This window comes from Gordonia sp. 135, from assembly GCF_009720185.1.
In the GTDB taxonomy this organism is placed as follows: Bacteria; Actinomycetota; Actinomycetes; order Mycobacteriales; family Mycobacteriaceae; genus Gordonia; species Gordonia alkanivorans.
Window position 1 is genome coordinate 4359333 of record NZ_CP046257.1, and the last position, 21395, is coordinate 4380727.

Here is a 21395-nt window from a genome sequence, read left to right on the forward strand (position 1 = left end):
GTTTCTTCTAGCTGTCGGTCAGTCGATCTCGCAGCCCACGGGGTGGTGCTGGTGGGTGCATCGGGCAGCGTACTCGGCCGGGGTCTGGTAGCCCAGCGCCGAATGGCGGTGCCGGTGGTTGTGGTCGTCTTTGAAGTCGCCGATCACCACCCGGGCTTCGAGCAGGGTGGGCCAGCAGTTGCGGTTCAGGCACTCGTCGCGCAACCGGTTGTTGAACGACTCGATGAACCCGTTGTTCCACGGCGTGCCGGGCGGAATGTAGGAGATGCCTACCGACCCTGCACAGAACGTCTGGAGGGCTTCTGAGATGAACTCAGGGCCATTGTCCATGCGTAGCACCATGGGTGGGCCACCCCAGATCGCGAATGTCTTCTCCAGTTCCTCGATCAACCGGTCGGCGGTGATCGAGCGATCCACGATGTTGAGCAACGACATCCGGGTGTGTTCATCGACCATTGATGCGATCTTGACCTTCTTGCCATCCACGGTCGAGTCGAATTGAAAGTCCAATGCCCACACCACTTTCGGTGCATCCGCTGCCACGATCGGCACCGAGGATTGCCCGGCCCGTTTACGCCGCGGCGCCCGCCGGACTTGCAGGCCCTCCTCCTTCCACAGCCGGTGCTGTCAACGGCGGCTGAAAACTGACCCTTTATCGACGGTTGAATTTGGGGCTGGTGCACGAGTAGGTGACATCTGATCTGGCTTGCCCTGCCGGGCGGCCTGGAAGGATGCCAGCTGTGCCCAAGCCCTATCCCCAGGAGTTCCGCGACGACGTTGTCCGCGTCGCCCAGAACCGTGAAGACGGTGTGACTCTCGAACAGATCGCTGCCGACTTCGGTATCCACCCGATGACCCTGAACAAGTGGATCCGCAAGGCCGACGTGGAGGCCGGGATCAAGCCCGGCACCACGTCGGCCGAATCGCGTGAGCTGCGCGAGGCCAAGCGGCGTGTGCGCCTGCTTGAACAGGAGAACGAGGTCTTACGCCGGGCGGCGGCGTACCTGTCCCAAGCGAATCTGCCGGGAAAAGGTGGTACCCGCTCGTGAGTGAGCTGGCCGCTGACGGCATCCCCGTCACGGTGGCGTGTCGGGTACTCAAGATCGCTCGCCAGCCCTACTACCGGTGGCGCAAGAACCCGATCACCGACGCCGAGCTCGCCGAGGCGTACCGGGCCAACGCCCTGTTCGACGCCCACCGCGAAGACCCGGAGTTCGGCTACCGCTACCTCGCCGACGAGGCCGAAGCCGCAGGCGAGAAGATGTGCCGGCGGACGGCGTGGCGGATCTGCTCCGCCGGCGGCTGGACCAGCACCATCAGCAAGAGAGGCCGCGGCAAGCACCGCAAGGCCGGCCCGCCTGTACACGACGATCTCGTCAAGAGAGACTTCACCGCGCCCGGCCCCAACGAGCTGTGGCTGACCGACATCACCGAGCACTGGACGGCCGAGGGCAAGCTGTACCTGTGCGCGATCAAGGACGTCTACTCGGGCCGGATCGTCGGGTACTCGATCGACTCGAGAATGAAGTCCCGCCTGGCCGTGGCCGCCCTGAACAGCGCTGTCGCCAGGCGAGGGGACGTGGCCGGCTGCGTTCTGCACAGCGATAGAGGGTCTCAATTTCGTTCGAAGAAGATGCAGAAGGCCATCACCCGGCACGGCATGCTCGGGTCCATGGGCAGGGTCGGTGCGTGTGGTGACAACGCGGCGATGGAGAGCTTCTTCTCGCTGCTACAGAACAACGTCCTCGACCGTCGATCCTGGGCCACCAGAGACGAGCTCCGGGCCGCCATCGTGCACTGGATCGAACGGACCTACCACCGCCGCAGACGACAGGACCGCCTCGGCAGATTGACCCCCATTGAATTCGAGACCATCATCAACCACGAGGCCCCTCAGGCCGCGTGACTAACCCTGTCACCTATCCGTGCACCAGGCCCATTGCTCGTGGGTCCAGTTCTCGGCGCGTGCCCGCTCAGCCAGCTCGGCCCAGCAGCGGCGGATGGTGGGCATCTTCAACGCCCGTGCGGCGAACTCGATATGTTTGCCGATCGAATTGTCAGACATGGTGTTTCATCCTTCAGTGATAGTGGATGCGGTGGGTGTGAGTCCGCCTGGTGGCGGGGTGGCGAAGTGCACCCCGAACAGGTCGTCGTAGTCGGGTAGCGCTCTGATGGGCACCTCGTGGCCGTCGGGGTGGGTGCGTACGCGCGCGGCATTGCGGGCCCGGTTCTGCAGCTGTTGGTTGCGGTAGTCGCGGCGCAATTCTTTAGCCGCCCGCACGTGCTGTGCGTCGGCGATGGTGACGTGGTTGGCCCAGCTGCGGTCATGGTCGGCGACGGTGACCTCGCCGCACGCGATCCGCACCCGGTGTAGATCGGCGGTGATGTCGACAAACCGGCCGATCACTGAGGGGTGCACCGAGTAGTCGTTGCCGGCCACGCGCACGTAGTAGTCGCGGCCCAGCCGCACCCGAGTGCTCAACCCGACTTGTGGTGCGCTCGGCGGCAGCGTCGCCATCTGCGCCAGGTCCTCGGTGAGCACGTCACAGGGGCGTCGATCACCAATCGAGCGCACCACCCGGGTGTTGGCGTAATCGGCCAGCCAACGATCGAACTGGGCGGTGAAGTCGGCTGGCGAGGCGAAATGGCGGCCCGGCAGAAATGAGGTCTCGAAGAACCGGTTGTTGCGTTCGACCATGCCCTTGTATTCGGGATCGCACGGTGGTGCCAGCTCGAGTCGAGTGCCCAGACTGCCCACGAATCCTGCCGCCAGCGCCGTGGGCTTGCCCTTGCCGCCGATCGCGGATTCGCGGTCCCACACCAGCTTGCGGGTCACCGCACCCAGCTGCGACAGCAGCAACCACATCCCGGCGAGGATGTCTCCGCCCTGGCGGGAGGGGATCATCACCGCCGAGCGGTACCGGGAGAACGCCAACGTCATCACCAACACCGGCAACATCGACAACTGGTTGTGGCCCACCGGGATTCGGTAGTCGGGGAACCACAGATCCCATTGCGAGCACCCGCCGGGTTGATAGATCTGAGGTGGGCCCTTCGTAGTGGTCCAGTTGTTGTGCGACTCTGTTGCCCGAGTGTTTGGGCAGGAAGAATCGACGACGACATGGCAGGTAGCAAGCGCCGGCGGCATACGCCGGATCAGATCATCCGCAAGCTGGCCGAGGGCAACAAGCTCCTCGGGACCGGGCAGGAGTTGGCTGAGGTGTGCCGGCATCTGGAGGTCACAGAGTCGACCTGGCATCGCTGGGTGGCCCAGTACGGGGGCATGAAGGCCAATGACGTCAAACGCCTCAAAGAACTCGAAGCTGAGAACGCTCGGCTCAAGAAGTTGGTCGCCAACCAGGCCCTCGATATCGACATGCTCAAGGAGATTTCGTCGGGAAACTTCTGACCCCGAACCGCAAGCGCAGCGCCGTGACGATGCTGCGTGAGCGGTTCGGGGTATCTGAGCGGCGAGCATGTGCTGTGGTGGGCATCCACCGCTCCACGATGCGACTGCACCCAGCGCCGATCACCGCGGAGGAAGCCGAGCTGCGGTCCTGGCTACGTGGGTTTTCCACCGACCGGCCCCGCTGGGGCTGGCGACGCGCCGCGATCGCCGCGCGCAAAGCGGGCTTCACGGTCAACAACAAACGCATCCGCCGCCTGTGGCGCGAGGAGGGGCTGCGAGTTCCCCAGCGCCGCAGGAAGAAACGGCTCACCGGAATCGGGACCGCGGTTGGGGCGATGTGCCCAATCCGGCCGAACGTGATCTGGGCGATGGACTTCCAATTCGACACCACCGCCGACGGCCGAACCATCAAAATGCTCAACGTGATCGACGAGTTCACCCGCGAAGCCCTGGCGATCCACGTCGACCGCGTCATCAACGCCGATGGCGTGGTTGACGTTCTCGACCGCCTGGCCCTGATACATGGTCCACCGTGCTACGTGCGGTTCGACAACGGACCGGAATTCGTCGCTCACGCCGTCAACGACTGGTGCCGATTCAACGGCACCGGATCACTATTCATCGACCCCGGCTCCCCGTGGCAGAACGCCTGGATCGAATCGTTCAACGGCCGCCTGCGCGACGAGCTGCTCAACTCCTGGCGCTTTGACTCCCTGCGCGAAGCCCGGGTCATCATCGAAGACTGGAGGATCGACTACAACGCCAACCGACCCCATTCGGCCCACCACGGACTCACCCCCGCCGAGTTCGCCCTACAGTGGACCACGACCCACCAACCTCAAGCCGCATAGCGACTGGACCATCGAATGGGTCCCCCTCAGATCACCCGATCAGCGGGATCCACCCCGCGGAACTCCGGGCGAATCACCCGCACCCGATCCTTGAGGACCGTCAACGACCTCGACCACCCAATCCGCTGTGCGATCACCGTCGCCGGCATCGTCGGATACTCCCGCAACAACGCGCGGATCTGCGGTTCGAACGCATCCACCGCCGACCCCTTCGACGGCCGCGAGTAGCTCGGGGCCGTATCTGAGGCCAACGCCGCCCGGACCGTATTTCGCGCCACCCCCAACCGACGCGCGATCTCCTTGATCGGCACACCCTCGCTGCGATGCAAACGGCGGATCTCCGCCCACTGCTCCACTGAAATCACCCTCCTAACAAGACGGGGGTCAAAATTCACCCGTCGTCAGGGGGTCAGTTTTCAGGCGTCGTCAACAGGTGCACCTTCTTCTTGTTCACCTCGATGCCGTCGTCGAACCGCAGGTGTGCCCACGCCCGCCGGAACCCGTGCCTAGGGTGCTTGCGGGCGTAGGTGCGTAGCTGTGCACGCAGGCCAGCGTCCGGGTCGGCCGGAGTTTGCGCCAACGGCACACGGCGGTAGGCAGACCGAGAGAGCCCAACAACCCTGCACGCCATACGTTCTGACACGCTCTTCACGTCTTTGAGCATGTCGATCGCGGCGCGTTTGGCGGTTGGGCTCAGAATTTTCCCTTGGCGATCTCCCGCAGCGCGTCTTTCTCCAACTCGGCGTCGGCGAGCAGCCGCTTGAGCCGGCCGTTCTGCTCGCGCAGCTCCTTGAGCTCTTTGGCAGCATCAGCGTCCATGCCGCCGTACTGGCGGCGCCAGTTGTACAAGGTGGCCGCCGATACCTCGAGGTCGGCGGCGATCTCCTCGCCGTTCTTGCCCTCCGCCGCCAGTTCATCGGCTCGGCGCAACTTGCGCACGATGTCCTCGGCCGAGTGACGCTTCCGTCCCGCCATGATCCTCATCGTCCCTTCTCCGCCCTCAACGGGGCAATCAGGACTCTAGAACCACCCGGACCGGTTCACGGGGGACACGCCAATGGCCCGCCGGTCCTCAGCGTGGTTCGCCGATGAGCTCAAGTCGGACGCTGAGACAACCGCAACGTTCAGGGTGCGCAGGACGGCACCTTGAACGGAACTGCAGCGTACGCGCCTCCAAGAGGTTCCACAGCAAAGTGGCGACACGGTCATCGTCGCCAACACCGGTGCTACCCAAGAGCATTGGTCAGTTGACCCGCATCGTCCCTCAAGGGACCAGTACGGCTCGAGCCGGTTCGTTTCCGCCCGTAGGTGATCACCTTGTCTTACGGCGTCATTCGGTCGCGACGTGGCGGAGAATCGACGTCACCGTCAAAGGTGACCGTCCTGCATCGTGTTCTTCATGGGAACTCCTTCTGCGGAGCAGGCAGTCTCAGTCTTATTCAGCTGGGCCATAGTCCTGGATCTGCCAGCCCCCAGCCGTTTTCGACACGACCACCTTCAACAACGTCGGCAGTTCACTCGGTTGCGGGTTCTGCACGTTCTGCGTCTTCTGGCTCGCGAAGACCATCACCGTGTACTCGCCGTCGGTTTCACCAGTGACGCTGGTGGCCAGCACGCGTCCCGACGCCTGCACCTGGGCCTGCTGCATGATCTGCGTCAGCGTCGGTCGAACCTCGTCGTAACGCTTGACGAGCGCCTCACCTGCGTTCTCCTTGACCGCCGCAAAAAAGGCGTCGGTGTTCTGATAGCTGTAGGTCAGGGACTTGGTCGTGTAATCCGAGGCGGCCTCCGCCGCCGCAGCCCGTTGCGCGGCGTCGTTTTCCAATACCGACTTCGCGTCGTCGGCCTCGAGGTAGAGGTAGGCGAACACGCCGACGAGCACAGCGAGCACCACGATCACGGCCGAAACGACCACGGCAGCACGTGATCGCGGCCATACTGACCAGCGACGCCCACTCGGCGAGGGGGAGTCGACGTCGCTGTCGTCAACCCCCGTCGCGGCTACGGAAGCGGTTTTGGCGTTCTCGTCCACCAGCAGATCGCCATCCGTCGTCGCTGCTGCCGCGCCGCCCTCGACCTCAGTGGCCTCAGTAGGCGGTCTGGTCTGCTCGTCATTTGTCATCTGGGGCCTTCTGTGTACTTGCTGGTGACAGTCGCTTGCGGACAAGCCGTCATCTTGGTGATTGCGACACGGTGATGGGGACCTCGGCGCGACCTGGTCGCGACGTCGGGAAGGTTCGGGCGAGGAGGTCGCCGATCGATCCGAAGTCGACGTATGTGTCCGCGACCTTCTCTGTCGCCGGTTTCACCGCCCGGGTGATCGTCACCAGATCAGGCTGCAGGATCTGGATATAGCCACTGAGCTTGTCCACAAGCTTCAACACGGGAGGCCACTTGTCGTACGAGGTGGTTGTGAACTCGATGAACGCCCGCTGAATTCGCGCCAATCCGTTCACGGCGTCAGGGGTACGCACAGCTGCCGTACTGAGGACGTCCCCGACATTGGACATGAGGCCGAGCAGGAACTCGGCGTTGTCCGCGGTCACCCGGACGGACCCATCTTTGCCGACGAAATCGACTAGACGGTGCATCATGTCGCCGATCATGTCGAGGTCTCCCTGCCGTCCTGCGACGGCCTCGGCGACGGTCTTGTTGATGGACTCGATCGAAGCCGGGTCGAGCCCATCTGCCACCGCAGCCATCTTCGGCAACACCTGGGGCACCGATTGCGACACGTGCACCGCCTCAGCGGGCACCACGTCTCCGTTGTCAAAGTACCCGCCGGTGGCCGTGCCCCCGGGCACGAAGTTGATGTACTGTTCCCCCGCGATCGACAGATTCAGGATCGACATCACGCTGTCCTGGGGGATCTTGTGATCGGAATCGATCGCCATCTCGACCTTAAGTGCCGAATCCACGACGTTGATGGAGGCCACCTTTCCGACGGGTATCCCCCGCACCATCACCGGCGACGTGTCCAGTAGACCGCCTGAGCTGTCGATGAAGGCGGTTAACGAGTACTCGGAGCGGGTGGGGTTGACGCGTGCCACGCCGACGACGAGGTAGCCGAGCCCTACGACGAACACGACGGCCAAAGCCACCATCGATATGAGCGTGCTGCTGCTGCGGTTCACGGCATCATTCCGATCGATTTCAACACGGTAATGAACGATTCGGCGTCACGCCGCGCCAGGTCCCGACCATCGATGGAGATGTCCGAGAGGTTGATGTCAGGCGACCCCACGAATGGAATGAGTTTGTCGCGGATGACGCGCGTTGCCTGCTCCGTGACGGACTTCGAGTAAATGTCGGAGTTGGCGATCGACGCGATCACCGGGGCGATCGCGGCCACCGACTCCTTGATGCGTGAGTACTCCGGATCCACGATCCTGCCCGCGGCCGTAGCAAATGTACGCAAGTTGGCGATGAGTAACGCGACGTCGATCAGGGAGTAGCCGAGGCCATAGAAGTTGGTTCCGCCCTTAGCCAGCATCCGGTCGATTCCCGACGGATCAGCCAAAATCACCTTCAGAGTCCGATCAGCCGACCTCAACACCACGTCGAGCTTGTCAGTGTTCGAGGAGACCTCCGAAACGGTCTCCAGCGTTGTCCGATACAGGGCGTCGAATTCCTGCGGATCCTTGGGGAACGAGGTGTTCAATGTCGAGATCGCGGTGTGGATCTTGTCGAGTTCACCGCCGCCGAGAACATTCGCCATCCCACGCATGACGTCCTCGACATTCGCTGCCGGCTCGGTCCGTGCCAGCGGGATCACCGAACCCGACCGCAGCAAGGCACCCGTCGACGGCTCGGCTGGGGGAAGGATGGAAACGTAGATCTCACCAAGGAGAGTGTCCTGACGCAGCTCGGCTCGCGATTCGGCCGGCAGCTGAGTCTTGTTATCGATGCGAGCTTTGACGACCGCATGCCCGTTCTCGTACGTGACATTCTCGACGGTTCCGACGCTGAGCCCCTCTGAGAGGACTTTTGCGAGGGCCGGCAGATTGAGTGCGCTGGTGAACTCCATCTGGATGTCGTAGCCGTTGCCATCAGAGGTTCCTATGGTCGGCGGATTGTCAGCGTTGATCCCACACGACGTCACGAACACCATCGCTGCCATCAGTGCGATCACCATGGGTCCGAGGCGTGCCCGGTTGACTGAGATCATCAGGCCCCTCCCCCCATCATCCCGGCGATCGTCCTTGATGCATCGCCGGGCCCGCAGACGCCGTTTGCCACCGGCGCGGCGCAGCCACTGACGAGGCTTCGCAAAGGCAGCGACACTGCGAACGCCTGCACGATCGACTTGGCATCGGGGTGTTTCATGATGAGGTCTGCCGTGCGGGCTGCGACCGCTGCCACCATGTCCGGCTGCTCTCCCATGCCGGCGATGAGCGGAACGGCAGCATCACCGATCGCGAATATTGGGGGCCCGAAATCCGTTGCGAGCCGCGAGAGGATCGGTACGAACGTCCCCGCGTACTCGACTGCCGCGCCGAACGTCTGGCCGAACGCGACGATGACATTGATGGCACCCACGAAGTTGTCGAAGAGGGCGGTCACCTCTTTGTCGTTCTCGGCTGCCACCCCCGTCAGTGTTGCGAGGTTCCCGACGATCCTGCGAACCTGTCCATCCCGCTTGGCCGGGTCGTTGATGAGCGTGGCAGAGTCCTTGATGATCCCGGCCACGTCACCCTGGGTCCCTTCCAGATTGCGGGAAACGAGCTTGAGGGACTGCAGGACGGCGTCGGTGTTTCTGCCGTTGTCCTTGACCAGGTCCTCGGACAAGTCGCTGATCGAGTCGAGCGTCTGACTGATTCCCAGCGGGGTTCTCGTCTTACTCAACGGAATGCACTGATTCGTCTCGTATCGGGCTCCACCGGAGTACGGCTTGGTGAACTCGATCTGACGTTCGGTCACGATGGATGTCGACACCAGAGTCGCGCCGACGTCGGCAGACAGCGGCACGCTCTTGTCGACCCGCATGTCGATCCTTACACCGGACTGACCTTTATTCTGGTGCACCCCGACGACGCTGCCCACCTTCTTGCCGAGCATGGCGACTGCGTTGCCTTCGAAGAGGCCCGATGCATCGGTGAACTCTGCGCACAGGGCGCGCGTGTCGTCGGACGCTGTCCGGCCTATCCCGATACCAGCGATGACCACCACCACCACGGCGATCAGGAGCAGCAGTCTTCGGACCCAGGTGGTCAGCATTTGTCGTCACCACTCGGAATGCACACACGAACCTCTGGTTCTGTGGTGGCCGGCGCACCGACCGGCGCCTGGAGGAGGACGCCGAGGCGCTGAGTGATCTGATCGATCTGTGTCAGGGCATTGGAGTAGCCCGGCATCTCTGTCGACACCTTGTCCAGGAGCGTCTTGAACTGTTGCACGGACGGTTCGATGCCATCGCGGTACGCCACGAGCGGCCTCGTCAGGAGTTTGAACAGACGCCTGAGATAGTCGAACCCGTCGCGGACGTTCTGGATATCAGGTCCCAGCGTCCTGGCCAGGAAGCTGAGTTGACGGAGAAAGTCGACTAGCACCTGTTTTTGGTCGGCGAAAGCTTTGACGTATTCATCCGATAGAGCGACCGTTTTGTCGAGCTGACCGTACTGTCGCTCTAGGAGGTCCATCAGACTGCTGGTGTTCCTCAGTGCGTCGGGAATGTTTGTGTTGCCGTCGGAGAACGCATTCTGCAGCAGCGCCGCAGTTTGACGGAGATCGACGCCGTTCACATCACGGAACACCGGCGTCGTCGTCTCGAGCGTGTTGGAGATGTCGTAGGTACTCGATGTCTGAACAAGGGGGATGGCCCCCGACAGCGCGGTCGGTCCTGACCCTGGGTCCAGATCGAGAACTCGCCCGCCGATCGGCGTGATCAGGCGAACCGCTGCGGTAGCATCCGAACGGACTGACACCGAGTCGTCGAGTCGAAATTTGACTGTGATAACCGTTCCCGTGAGGTCCACCGACGACACCCTCCCTTGTCTTATCCCCGCTATACGCACCTGATCACCCGACTCCAGCCCGCCGGTGTTGACCAGATGGGCCGAGTACACCTTTTGACCGGGCGGTGCGATATACACGGCCCCGGCGATGACCAGACCGACCACCACGGTCACCACCACCACACCGGCGACGATGAGGTCGCGTCTGCGTTCGGGCTGGTGATGCGATCGATTTCGATTGAACAACCTCACTTACACACCACCAATCGTTGCCCCATAAGCGCAATCTGCGCTGTATCCGGCAGGGGCAGGAGACCTTTCGAACATTGCGCCTCGCTCGGCGTGGAGTTCGTCGCAGCGGTGAGCGAGTCCATAAGGGGCTTGAGCAGCACCGCACCGTTGAGTAGACCCTCTAACTCCCCGGGTTCTCGCGCCAGACGCTGATAGATCGCCGCGAAACTCTGGTCGTACGTTGACTCGAGTTGCTCGCCGGTGAGGACCGTCTTCGACATGGACCGGTTGACCTCGCGTAGCGACTCTCGCAGCCGGTCACTCACGCGGCTGAAGGCGTCGACGATCGATCCCAGCTTGTCGACGAGTTCGACCATCTCCGCCGAGCGGCCTTCGAGCTGGTCGGAGACCTGGCCGAGACTCGTCACAATATTCGTGATGATCTCAGACCGCTGGTTCCCGTAGGCGGTGATGTTGGCGATCTGCTTCAGAACAGGCGATATGCCCCTTCCATCACCTTGAGCAACGCGCAATAAATTGGACTGCAGTTCATTGATCTCGTCGGCATTAAGCGTGTCGAACACCGGCTTGAATCCGTTGAACAAGGTGGACACATCAAATGAGGGAATGGTCTTGTCGAGCGCCACCTGTGTGAGTTCCCCCTGTGTCTTCCCCTGTGCCGCACCGATCAATTCGACATATCGCTGTCCGAGAAGATTCTGATAACGCACGGCGGCGGTGGTTTTCGATGTGATCGTGATGTCGTCGTTCAGTTGGAAATGAACGACCGCCGTGGGCCCGTTCAGGTCGATCGCCGTCACATAACCGACCTTGACTCCAGCCAGCCGCACACCGTCGCGAGGTTTGAGCCCGGAGGCATCGGAGAAGACCGCTGATCGTTCAGAACTCGGTCCATCCGAGCTGGGTTGGAGGATGGCGATGATCACGTAGGTGAGAACGCCGATGACTGCGGCGAACGCGACGATCTTGATGATGGTGGGAGTTAACGACTTGAGCTTCATCTACCTCGGTCCTCCTACTGCAAGCGCGCTCTGCAGCGCAGGTGACGTCTGCACTACCAGGGCGACCTGAAGTTGTACTCGCTCGCCGACCTGCGGCGTGGCCTTGTCGATGCTGTCCAGGATCTGCGGGATGGTGTAAACGGTCCGCGCGAGCCCCGAGGCCGATCTGGCGACTGGCCTCGCCAGATCGAGGCCGACGTCCAGTAGTGAACTCAACGCCGGGTAGTTTTTGTTCAACAGTCCTCCGAGTGCGCCGAACAGGACCTCGCCGGTGTCGTTGAGGTTGCCCTTGGTCTGTTTGATGGCCTCGTCGGTGGCGAAGAAGTCAGCGATGTCGACGTTTATGAGGATGCCCGGAATGAACGGCTTCATGAAGTCGGCAACACCCTCGGACACGTCTGCCGCGATCGCCAAATCCTGGCCCACTGGCCGCTGTTGAACGTCCCGAGTGAGCTGTGCGATCTGGAACATGAGTTTGCCGGCGTCGGCAAACGTTTGGGAATCGTCGACGACAAACTTCACCACAGAATTGAACGCCGGCTGATCGAGAGCATTGACCAGCTTGGAAAGTTTTCGAATCAGGGTCGAGACCGACGTTTGTTCGGACTGCTGCTTGCTCACATAGACACTGCCGCCATCACGGATGAGCGCTCCCTGCCCGGGGTCGACAATATCCAGTGCCGTCGGCCCCAGCGCGCTGGCGGACGTGTAATTCACCGCCAAGCCCTGACGCAACCGGATGTCGTCGTTCGCTCCGGTGAGCTCAATTTTCACAGACGTGCTTTGGTCGCGCACCGACACCGAGGACACCTTGCCCACCGTGAGGCCCCGATACTTCACCTCCGATCCGCCCTTCAACCCGTCACCAATCGCGTCGGTGGTGATCGTCACTGTCTTGTTATCTTCAAATTTTCCGGTTGCGTTTGACACCAGAAAATAGGCCGCAACCACCACTACGACGAGGACCCCAATCCCACGCAGTGTCAAATTTGTTATTGAGGGCGCGCGCCCTGACGGATCTTTATAAACAGCCACTTCAACCCCTAGCCCGAAATCCTGACGCCCGAATCGAAGCCCCACATCAGCAGGGTCAAGATCATGTCCTCCACAACAATGACGATGAGACTGCTGCGGATCGCTCGACCAGACGCGCGGCCGACGCCTTCTGCTCCACCGGTGGCGTAGAAACCCTGGTAGCTGTGGATGATGACGACCGAAACTACGAAAATCAGGACCTTGATGACTGAGAACGCCAGATCCTGCGGTTTGAGGAACGCATTGAAATAGAAGTCGTAGGTGCCACCTGACTGGCCGTGTAGCAGGATGACGACCAGCTTGGCCGCGGCGAAACTTAGTATCAGCGTCACGATGTAGAGCGGGATGATGGTGGTGATCGCTGCGACCACGCGTGTGCTGACGACGTATGGAATCGGCCGCACCGCCATCGATTCGAGTGCGTCGATCTCTTCGGCGATGCGCATCGAACCGATCTCCGCAGTGAGGCGACAGCCGGCCTGGGCCGCAAAGCCGATCGCAGCGATCATCGGTGCCAACTCCCGAGTGTTGGCGTATGACGAGATGAACCCGGTAAGAGACCCCATCCCCACCAGGTCCAGCGAGGCGTAACCCTGGATGCCGATAGATGCCCCGACAGCCATTCCGAGAATGACCAGCACGACTGCGGTACCCCCGCCGACCAGAACAGCGCCTCGTCCCCAGGCAAACTCCTGTATGTACAAGAGCGTCTGTCGTCGATAGGTGGTCGCGACGTGACGAATTCCTGCGACGGTGTCGATGATGAACGTGGTGATGTGCCCGAGTTGTGCGGGGACTTCGGCGAGGGGCGTCACAGAACGCACGATCGGACGAGTGACCGAAGTGAAACGGGTGGATGGTACTGCGGTCACGTGTTCTCCGTCATCCGATGGTCTGCGGGACGAACATGATTGTCAGCTGGGTGATGACCACGTTGATGACGAAGCACGCCACCACCCCCAGGACCACGGTGGCGTTGACAGATTGGGCCACACCCTTCGGGCCGCCTTTCGTGGACAGACCCCGGTGACATGCGATCGCCACGACCACGAGACCGAACACCAATGACTTGATCAGTGCCACCAGGATGTCCGCCGACGAGGCGAACGAGGCGAACGAGGCGACGTAACTTCCGGGCGTGATGCCCTGGACGTTGACGCTCAGGATGTAGCCGGCCACGAGACCGGTAAACACGATCAGCATGCACAACATTGGAGCGACGATGAGAACCGCAACGAACCGCGGTGCGACGACTCGACGGGTCGGATTGAGTCCAAGAGTTTCCATGGCATCGATTTCTTCACGGACGGTGCGTGCGCCGAGGTCAGAGGCGATGGCTGACCCTGCCGCACCACCGAGCAGAAGGGCTGTGACGATCGGTGCCCCCTGCTGAATGATCCCGAGTCCACCAGCGGCGCCGGCGATGGACGTGGCCCCGACCTGCTGGGTCAGACTTCCGACCTGCACCGAGACGATAACGCCGAACGGAATCGCCACCAGGATCGCCGGCAACGTCGTGACGGTGATGACGAACCAGGTCTGTACAACGACCTCCCGGAAAGGAAACCGTCCGGTGACAATGTCGTGCACGGCCCACCGTAATGCCTGGCCGGCGAGGGCAATCGTGTTTCCGAAGGTCGCAAGACTGTCTGTCGCACGACCAGCAAGTTCCGTAGCGATACTGATTCTCCTTCACCTTGCTGAACAGCCCTCCGCGATGGGTGTTCGCACAGTACCAGGTACTTGCAGTACCCCATTCGCGGTTTGGATACTTCTGCCCGAATTGACCAGCCGGCACGACGGAACACCGGCCCTGTTGACCCTCGATGACGCGTCCGGCCCGTCCCTATGTGCGGCAGTGGCTCTGCGGGGCTCGCAGGTCTGCTCCGAGTTCGTTATTTGTCGACGGTCACGTAATTCCTCAGGGGTCTCCGTCAGGTAATTCCCCATGCTCGAGCGTGCTTGGGGCCAGCGTAGCTGAGCAGGTCGGTCGGGGTCAGGTGGTCTTCTTGGCGGGCGGTCCGGGTCGTTTACGGGGGCGGTAGGACGGGCCGTCCATAAGGATCTGGTGGCTGGTGTTGATGAGCCGGTCGAGCAGTGATTCGGCGACGACCGGATTGGGAAACAGGGGGTACCAGTCTTTGGGCGCTCTGTTGCTGGTCAGGATCAGCGGTTTGCCGGCGATTGCCCGGTCGGAGACCAGGTCGTAGAGATTATCGGATCCGCGTGTGCGCAATGTGCTCGGGCAGAATAGTCCAGGGCCATACGCACCGGGGTGTGTGCGGAATAGTACTGAGGTCAGCGTGCTATTGCACTCAGCGAGCTCGAAGCGGACTCAAGGGACTCGACTAGGTTCAGTTCGAGCTCTGGCATACGGCCGGCCGACATGGCCACTGTTTCCGCGCGAGCGTGCGCGTCGATGTCGCGTTGGACCCCCGCACGAGCGGTGTCGGTCCATGCCTGTGCACAACGGTCGGCGGCCACGGCGAGATCTGCTGTGGCGGGATCTCCTGTTAATCGTGCGATGTCGGCGCATCCGTCGGCGAGCAACCGGCGGAACAGTCCTCCGCCGGTTCCTGCTTTTTCGATGAAGGCGCTCAGGCTGAACAGGAATATCTCGAGCTGGTCTACGGGGAGGTCGGTCCAGGTCGGAATGTCGGCTGCAAGTTGAGCGGCCGCCGCGAGGCCTTCGTCCCCTGCGGCCTGTGCCGTCAGGTCGACGATTCCTGGCTGTGACGGGTGTCGCATACTGGCGGCGGACTGGCGAAACGCTTCCGCGGCCACTTGCGCTAGGTCTGGCAGTTCTTTTGACCACGCGATGCGGTACGTGCAGTGTCGTGTCGGTTGTGGAAATGATGTCGAGGATCGCGCGCGGGCCAGCGCCTCGAGTGAGACCTGTTGCACCTCGGCGCGGTCATTGTCTACGACGTAGGCGATCTCTTTGGCCTCGTCGTAGCCGATAATCACGATGTCGTGTCGACTCATCTGTAATTGGACCCGCAGGTATGGCAGCTCAGCGATGTCGCCCCAAACGAGGCTAGGCCTGCCTGCGTCGATCTCGTCGCGGATCCACGACCATCCTTCCTCGGGATCGTCGGTGGTAAGGATTTGGACCTGTGCACCGAGGCGGCGGGGTAGATCGATCTCGAAGTCGGCGCCTCGTCCTACCAGGTAGAGCGGTGGGACGAGGTCGTTCGATCGGAGGTAGGACAGTCCCAGAGCGCCACCGAGGGCAAACACCAGGCCTTCATCGGGTGGGCCATCCCATCCCAAACCGTGCCAGTGCAGAAGATCGCGCATTGCGCCCGAACCACAGTGTCCCCCCATCCGGTGTGGGTAGTCCTCGATCACGGTTGGGCGTCGCATCCGTACTCCTCACGGCTCAGTCGATCAGGGTTTGGTTGGGCTGGCAGGTATTTGACGGCGTACGACGCTGAAGGTTTCGTTGATGCTCGCCGTTATTACCTTCTCATCGTGCTCGCGAATCAGCGAGTACAGGGTCATACCGCTATTGGTGAGCTCAGTTTGGTTCGGTCGGTGGGGAGTTTCTGGGCGATGGCCCGTTTGCTGAACATGAAGTCCCGCGGGCGGTTGATGCAGTCGGCGGCGAGGAGTTCGCCGGCGCGCAGGTAGAAGCAGGTGAAGTCGCCGTCACGGGTCGGATCGCCGCGCAGGACGGTTTCGTCATACCCCGAATTAAGACCGGCAATCTGGAGTTTGTGGTGGTATTGATCCGACCAGAACCATGGAAGCGCGGCAATTTTCCTCTGTTTGCCGCAAATTGTCGCAGCGGCTACCTTGGCCTGTTCGCCCGCGCTCGGCACGGACTCTAGGCGTATGCGGCGGCCGTATCGGGCCATGTTGTGAATGGCGCAGTCACCGGCGGCCACGATATCGGGGGCGCTAGTGCGTGCTTGGTCATCGATAACGATGCCGTTGTCCACGGCCAGACCTGCGGCGGCGGCCAAATCGGTGTTCGGCTCAATACCGATGCCGACGATGACAAGGTCGGCAGGAATTGATTCACCATCGGCCAGGGCCACCTCCCGGACCCTGCCGACGCCGGACAGGGCCTCCACCAGCGCGTCCGTTCTGATGTTGACGCCTTTTCCCGATGGATCCGGTCGAAGAACGCCGACACCTCGGGCGCGGTGACACGCTCGAGGACGCGGCCGGTCGCTTCGAGCACGGTGACCTCCAGACCCAGCGCTCGCAACGAGGCCGCCGTCTCGAGACCGATGTAGCCACCCCCGACGATCACGGCGTGACAACCGGGGCTGGCGGCCACCCGGATCCTGGCGACAGTCGGCCGCAGTGCGTAGGTAATAGACCCCGGCCAGGTCGGCTCCCGGGGTGAGAAGTCGTCGAGGGCGGGCACCGGTGCACAGCGCGAGCTTGTCGTAGGGTAGGGCGTCGCCGTTATGTAGGATCACATGACCAGCCGCGCGGTCAACCTTCTCTACTGTTGCATTGAGGAGATGGATGCGCTGCTTGGCGTAGAAGTCGGGGCTGCGGATCGCGAGGTCGGCGAGGGTGCTGCGGTCCGCGAGGTAGGCCTTCGACAGCGGAGGGCGATGGTAGGGCAGGGCCGACTCGTCTCCAATGAGGACGATCTCGTCGCTCCACTTTTCCTGGCGCAGGCTGGCCGCGAGCTGGGCGCCGGCGTGGCTAGCCCCGACGATAATGGTTCGCTGCATTGTCATGTTCTCGATTTCGGGGTGAGGCGGAGGGCCTGCTGCACGGATAGGTGACTGTTGGGGTGTCATGCCGCGGTAGCGGCGGTGTTGATCATTGCTTCGAACTCGACTGGCGTCAACCGGCCCAGGCGGGATTGGCGGCGCCGGCGGTGGTAGGTCCGTTCGATCCAGGTTACGATCGCGATCCTCAGCTGTTCACGGGTGTCCCAGCGCTGGCGGTCGAGGACGTTGCGTTGCAGAAGCGCGAAGAAACTCTCCATCGCCGCGTTGTCGCCGCAGGCTCCCCCTCGCGGTACCGGATGCGACGTCGTCGATCGTGGCGAGCGGGAGGTTCCCGCCGGTCAGCGTGACCTTTCCGGCGCGGGGCCGTCCGCCGTCGCCGGTCGTCGTGCGCAGGCCCTCGGCGGTCCAGGCGGCGAGACCACCGTCGAGCAGTCGCACGTCGGCGAGCCCGGCCCAGCGCAGCAACCACCATGCACGGGCCGCGGCCAGGTTGCCCGAGTCGTCGTAGACCACGACCGGGACGCCGTCGGTGATCCCCCAGCTCCGCGCGGCGGCCTGGAGGTCCTCGATCGCGGGGATGGGGTGTCGGCCCCCGACGGCTCCGGACGGTGGTGCGGCGAGTTCGGTGTCGAGGTCGGCGTACACCGCGCCGGGGATGTGGCCGTCCCGGTAGGCCTCGCGACCGTCGAAGTCGCCGAGTTGCCACCGTACGTCGAGGACCACCGGCGGCGTCCCGAGCAGCATCTCGGCCAGGTCGAGCGGGGTGACGAGTACATCGCTCATGTCGGTCAGCCTATCGACGCTCGCTCCACACCCCGGCGAAGGCCTGTCGGCCGCGATGCGAGAATGAGGCGGTCCGCACCTGCGGACGACTCTCCGCGATTCACAGGGGGCCTTTGGTGGCGCTGTTCCTGGCCGTGCTGGTTCCGGCGGTCTTCTTCGGTCTGATCACCTTCTGGCTGCACCGCCGGATCGTCCGCGCCACCGCACTCCCCCGACCGTGGTCGGGCGTCGCCGACGTCGCGCTCACCGTGATGTGGGCACTGGCGGTCATCGGGTTCGCCAGTGGCCGATCGCTGGACCCGTCGTGGGCGCGGCCGATCGGCTCGGTGGGCCTCATCTGGATCGGCATGGTCTTCTACCTGTTCCTCGGCCTGGCGATCATCGGACTGATCTCGTTCGGGGCGAACATCATTCGCCGGATTCGACGACGCCGGACCGGGACAGACGAGACGACCGACGCGGCCGCGCGCAGACTGCACCGCATGCGGATCGCGACAGCGGCCGTGGTAGTCGTGGCGCTCGGGGTCACCGGGTATGGCGTCTTCGAGGCGTCCCGGCCACAGGTGACCGAGGTCAGCGCGACATTCGACGGCCTGCCACCGCAGTTCGACGGACTCCGCATCGCCGTGGTCTCCGACCTCCACGTCGGGCCCGCGCGCGATGCCTCGTTCACCCGGCGCGTCGTCGACGAGATCAACGCGCAGAACCCCGATCTGGTGTTGCTGGTCGGAGACCTCACCGACGGCACGATCCCCTACGTCCGCGACACCCTGGAACCGCTCGCCGATCTCCGCGCACCGCTCGGGGTGTTCGGCGTCAGCGGAAACCACGAGTACTACTCCGACGACGGCGGCAGATGGCTCGACGTGTGGGAGGAATACGGCATACGGACGCTGCGGAACTCGCGGGTCCCGCTGACCGTCGACGGCGCGACCATCCAGCTCGCCGGCGTGCACGATGCCACCGCACCGGACCCGTACGAGCCGGATCTCACTGCAGCGCTAGAGGGTTCGTCGCCCGACGACTTCGTCCTGCTCCTCGCCCATCAGCCCAAGCAGGCCGTCGAGGCCTCCGACCTCGGCGTCGAGCTCCAGTTCTCCGGCCACACCCACGGTGGGCAGATGTGGCCGATCCGCTATCTCGTTCCGTTGCAACAGCCTTCGGTCCTCGGCCTGGATCGGATCGGGAACACCGTGCTGTACACGACCCGCGGTGCCGGCGCGTGGGATCCGCCGGTGCGAGTTCTCGCGCCGCCGGAGATCACCATGTTCACGCTACGGGCGACACCGTGACGTTGCGCGTACGCTCGCACGATGACCGAGTTCACGGTGGATGTCGGCGGGCGAGGCGTACGTGCACGGACAGTGGGTGAGGCGAGCGCACCGACGATCGTCCACTTCCACGGAACGCCGGGCTCCCGCCTCGAACTCACATTCGGCGACGAGATGTCCCGGCAGCGGGGCGTCCGGGTCGTCAGTTTCGATCGTCCCGGATACGGGTTGTCCGATCCGGCACCCATCGGCCTCTCGGCCGTCGCCCGAGATGCCGAGGCGCTGGCGGATCATCTTGACCTGGACCGGTTCGCGGTATTCGGCTGGTCGGGCGGCGGTCCGTTCGCGCTGGCCACAGCGGCAGCGCTACCCGCTCGGGTACGACGTGTCGGTTTGTCCGGCTGCCCCGGGCCCGCCCTCGAAATACCAAGCGTACGTGAGCAACTCAACGACAACGACATCCAGGCACTTTCCCATCTCCCGGGAGACCCCGGACGTGCCGCCCAGATCTTCCTGGACGGAAACCGGGAACTACTCGACGCAATGGTGTCCGTGCGAACCGATCCCGATGCGCCCTGGGTCGAATGGATGTGGGGCGCCAGCGATCCGGCGGTCATCACCGAGGCCCCGGTCCGTCGGGCGCTCTTCGAATCCTTCGCCGAGGCGATGAAGCAGGGTCCCGATTCGATCGCGTGGGACAACGTCGCGTTCGTCGGCCCCTGGGACTTTCGTCTCTCCGAGGTTTCCGCACCAGTTCACCTCTGGTACGGCGCTGACGATACGACGGCAATCCCCGCCGTCGGAGAGTGGCTCGCAGGTCGACTCCCGGATGCCGAGCTTTCCGTGTACCCCGGTGAAGGACATCTTGTCCCGTTTCGGCACTGGGCTGCGATGCTGTCCACGCTGACCGGCAGGTGAGTCGCAAACCCGTGAACGAGGCGCGACACCGCCCGCGACGACCGTCGCGGGCGGTTTGCGTCTGCGTCAGGCGTTGACGTCCGACGGGTGCGTCGCGAGCGGTGTCACCTTGATGTCCATGTACGGGAACAACGGGAGACCCGACAGGAGCATGTGCAGCTCGTCGTTGGACTCGACGTCGAAGATCGAGTAGTTCGAGTACTCACCGACGATGCGCCAGATGTGCGGCCACTTGCCGGAACGCTGCAGATCCTGGGAGTACGCCTTCTCCCGGACGACGGTGTCTGCCCGTACGTCCGGGTCGAGATCGTCGGGGATGTTGACGTCCATCCGAACGTGGAACAGCATCACTTCTCCGGATCGAGGACGAAGTCGTAAGCGACCGTGTAGCCGCCCTTGCCGTCGTCCTGGGGATCGAGGATCAGCTCGGGCTTCACCGCGCTGGCGACGTCGTCGTCGTTGTGGGCATCGCCGGGGAAGTACAGCTGCGCGGTGAGCTGCTCGTGGCCGGGCGCCGACACCTTGAGGTGCAGGTGGGCGGGACGCCACGGGTGCCAACCGGCCGCCGAGATCATCTTTCCGCACGAGCCGTCCGTCGGGATCATGTACGGCGCCGGGCGAATCGTGGTGATCTCGAAGTTGCCCTGGTCGTCGGTGGTGAAGGTGGCGCGCAGGTTCCACTCCGGGATGCCGGGAGCGAACTGCGAGTAGAAACCGTCGTCGTCGGCGTGCCACAGCTCGACCTTGGCGCCGGCGAGCGGGGTGCCGTCGCACGAGCGGACCTGGCCGTTCCACAACAGCGGATCGCCCTTCTCGTCCTCACGCATCGGCACTGCTCCCTTGGAGCCCTGCTCGGGGGCGTTCGGGACGTAGTAGGGACCCTCGATGCTGCCCTTGTTGCCCTCCCGGTGCTCGGTGGCGACGTCCTCGACGACGTGCTCGACCCAGACGTCGAGGAACAGCGGCCATTCGCCGTCCTCGCCGACGTTGATGAGCCACGCCTTGAGGGCGTTGTACTCGTCGTAGGTGACCTTGTGCTTGCGGATGGTCTCGTGAACCCCCGCGAGGACCTCGTTGATCAGCGTGGCCACGCGCTCCGGCGGGGTGTCCTTGACTGCCTCGAAGGGCGACTTGTCGGCGTGGAAACGCTCGGTGGCGGATGCGCCGGAGGCAGCAGCGGTCGCGACCTCGTTCGGGTGCTCGGTGGTGGTCATGTCGGTT

20 protein-coding genes and 6 pseudogenes are annotated in these 21395 nt (G+C 63.3%); 4 read left to right on the plus strand and 22 right to left on the minus strand.

Features of this window, described 5'->3' with window-relative positions; genetic code table 11:
* Window positions 1–18: 18 nt before the first annotated feature.
* Window positions 19–543, minus strand: a complete 525-nt coding sequence (locus GKZ92_RS19690) for an integrase core domain-containing protein (protein WP_196222016.1) — start codon at window positions 541–543, stop codon at window positions 19–21.
* 197 nt (window positions 544–740) lie between these two features.
* Between GKZ92_RS19690 and GKZ92_RS19695 the strand changes: the two genes are divergently transcribed.
* Window positions 741–1906, plus strand: a protein-coding gene (locus GKZ92_RS19695) for an IS3 family transposase (RefSeq protein WP_085948641.1) whose coding sequence is annotated in 2 segments (ribosomal slippage) — window positions 741–1025 and window positions 1028–1906 — 1164 coding nt in all. Because the reading frame shifts where the segments join, the coding sequence is not laid out codon by codon here.
* Window positions 1907–1915: 9 nt separating this feature from the next.
* Here GKZ92_RS19695 and GKZ92_RS19700 read toward each other — a convergent pair.
* Window positions 1916–2065 (minus strand): hypothetical protein, encoded by a 150-nt coding sequence (locus tag GKZ92_RS19700; protein WP_230461843.1) that lies wholly within the window; start codon window positions 2063–2065, stop codon window positions 1916–1918.
* Window positions 2066–2071: 6 nt separating this feature from the next.
* Window positions 2072–3040 (minus strand): annotated as a pseudogene (locus tag GKZ92_RS19705) (Mu transposase domain-containing protein); the annotation flags it as partial.
* Window positions 3041–3121: 81 nt separating this feature from the next.
* Between GKZ92_RS19705 and GKZ92_RS19710 the strand changes: the two are divergent.
* Window positions 3122–4260 (plus strand): IS3 family transposase gene (locus GKZ92_RS19710; RefSeq protein WP_085948638.1). Its coding sequence is split into 2 segments (ribosomal slippage): window positions 3122–3392 and window positions 3392–4260, totalling 1140 coding nucleotides; the frame shifts between segments, so codons are not numbered across the junction.
* 35 nt (window positions 4261–4295) lie between these two features.
* On the opposite strand, the pseudogene GKZ92_RS19715 reads toward GKZ92_RS19710, so the two are convergent.
* From GKZ92_RS19715 to GKZ92_RS19795, 17 genes and pseudogenes are all read right to left on the minus strand, one after another.
* Window positions 4296–4625: pseudogene (locus tag GKZ92_RS19715) on the minus strand (helix-turn-helix domain-containing protein); the annotation flags it as partial.
* A 44-nt stretch (window positions 4626–4669) separates the two neighbouring features.
* Window positions 4670–4840, minus strand: coding sequence for an IS3 family transposase (locus GKZ92_RS19720; protein ID WP_155225535.1), 171 nt, complete (start codon window positions 4838–4840; stop codon window positions 4670–4672).
* A gap of 113 nt (window positions 4841–4953) precedes the next feature.
* Entirely contained in the window at window positions 4954–5235 is a 282-nt protein-coding gene (locus tag GKZ92_RS19725; RefSeq protein WP_004023647.1) for a transposase, read from the minus strand.
* A 460-nt stretch (window positions 5236–5695) separates the two neighbouring features.
* Window positions 5696–6382: a hypothetical protein gene (locus tag GKZ92_RS19730; protein ID WP_230461844.1), complete on the minus strand. Its 687-nt coding sequence runs from the start codon at window positions 6380–6382 to the stop codon at window positions 5696–5698.
* Between the two features lie 49 nt (window positions 6383–6431).
* Complete coding sequence (locus tag GKZ92_RS19735) at window positions 6432–7364, minus strand: MlaD family protein (protein ID WP_006359626.1); 933 nt, start codon at window positions 7362–7364, stop codon at window positions 6432–6434.
* Window positions 7365–7390: 26 nt separating this feature from the next.
* Window positions 7391–8395: an MlaD family protein gene (locus GKZ92_RS19740; protein WP_230461845.1), complete on the minus strand. Its 1005-nt coding sequence runs from the start codon at window positions 8393–8395 to the stop codon at window positions 7391–7393.
* Window positions 8396–8427: 32 nt separating this feature from the next.
* Window positions 8428–9477 (minus strand): MlaD family protein, encoded by a 1050-nt coding sequence (locus tag GKZ92_RS19745; protein ID WP_035756044.1) that lies wholly within the window; start codon window positions 9475–9477, stop codon window positions 8428–8430.
* Window positions 9471–10466 carry an MlaD family protein gene (locus tag GKZ92_RS19750; RefSeq protein ID WP_042378899.1) on the minus strand — a complete coding sequence of 332 codons (996 nt, stop codon included), beginning with the start codon at window positions 10464–10466 and terminating at the stop codon, window positions 9471–9473. Before GKZ92_RS19750 ends, GKZ92_RS19745 begins: the two co-directional genes overlap by 7 nt.
* The gene (locus tag GKZ92_RS19755) at window positions 10463–11467 is read right to left on the minus strand and encodes an MlaD family protein (RefSeq protein WP_155225536.1); all 1005 of its coding nucleotides are present in this window, start codon (window positions 11465–11467) and stop codon (window positions 10463–10465) included. Before GKZ92_RS19755 ends, GKZ92_RS19750 begins: the two co-directional genes overlap by 4 nt.
* The gene (locus tag GKZ92_RS19760; protein ID WP_040004233.1) at window positions 11468–12502 is read right to left on the minus strand and encodes an MlaD family protein; all 1035 of its coding nucleotides are present in this window, start codon (window positions 12500–12502) and stop codon (window positions 11468–11470) included. It lies immediately after the preceding gene.
* 8 nt (window positions 12503–12510) lie between these two features.
* Window positions 12511–13374, minus strand: a complete 864-nt coding sequence (locus GKZ92_RS19765) for an ABC transporter permease (RefSeq protein ID WP_006359632.1) — start codon at window positions 13372–13374, stop codon at window positions 12511–12513.
* 10 nt (window positions 13375–13384) lie between these two features.
* On the minus strand, window positions 13385–14092 hold the full coding sequence (locus GKZ92_RS19770) for an MlaE family ABC transporter permease (RefSeq protein WP_006359633.1): 708 nt from the start codon (window positions 14090–14092) through the stop codon (window positions 13385–13387).
* Between the two features lie 406 nt (window positions 14093–14498).
* Window positions 14499–14723: pseudogene (locus GKZ92_RS19775) on the minus strand (ATP-binding protein); the annotation flags it as partial.
* Window positions 14724–14800: 77 nt separating this feature from the next.
* The gene (locus GKZ92_RS19780; protein WP_006358127.1) at window positions 14801–15868 is read right to left on the minus strand and encodes a BtrH N-terminal domain-containing protein; all 1068 of its coding nucleotides are present in this window, start codon (window positions 15866–15868) and stop codon (window positions 14801–14803) included.
* A gap of 134 nt (window positions 15869–16002) precedes the next feature.
* Window positions 16003–17205, minus strand: a pseudogene (locus GKZ92_RS19785) (NAD(P)/FAD-dependent oxidoreductase).
* A 59-nt stretch (window positions 17206–17264) separates the two neighbouring features.
* A pseudogene (locus GKZ92_RS19790) lies at window positions 17265–17489 on the minus strand (IS3 family transposase); the annotation flags it as partial.
* Window positions 17401–17985, minus strand: a pseudogene (locus GKZ92_RS19795) (sulfurtransferase); the annotation flags it as partial. The pseudogenes GKZ92_RS19790 and GKZ92_RS19795, both read right to left, overlap by 89 nt.
* A 116-nt stretch (window positions 17986–18101) precedes the next feature.
* Between GKZ92_RS19795 and GKZ92_RS19800 the strand changes: the two are divergent.
* Together GKZ92_RS19800 and GKZ92_RS19805 are read left to right on the plus strand one after the other, a co-directional pair.
* A complete protein-coding gene (locus GKZ92_RS19800) occupies window positions 18102–19277 on the plus strand; it encodes a metallophosphoesterase (protein ID WP_042378483.1) in 1176 nt (391 codons plus the stop codon).
* 21 nt (window positions 19278–19298) lie between these two features.
* Window positions 19299–20174, plus strand: a complete 876-nt coding sequence (locus GKZ92_RS19805) for an alpha/beta fold hydrolase (protein ID WP_006358132.1) — start codon at window positions 19299–19301, stop codon at window positions 20172–20174.
* A 66-nt stretch (window positions 20175–20240) separates the two neighbouring features.
* On the opposite strand, the gene catC is transcribed toward GKZ92_RS19805, so the two are convergent.
* Both catC and catA read right to left on the minus strand, forming a co-directional pair.
* Window positions 20241–20522, minus strand: a complete 282-nt coding sequence (catC, locus tag GKZ92_RS19810; protein ID WP_006358133.1) for a muconolactone Delta-isomerase — start codon at window positions 20520–20522, stop codon at window positions 20241–20243.
* Window positions 20522–21388, minus strand: coding sequence for a catechol 1,2-dioxygenase (catA, locus tag GKZ92_RS19815; protein WP_006358134.1), 867 nt, complete (start codon window positions 21386–21388; stop codon window positions 20522–20524). Before catA ends, catC begins: the two co-directional genes overlap by 1 nt.
* Window positions 21389–21395: the final 7 nt, after the last annotated feature.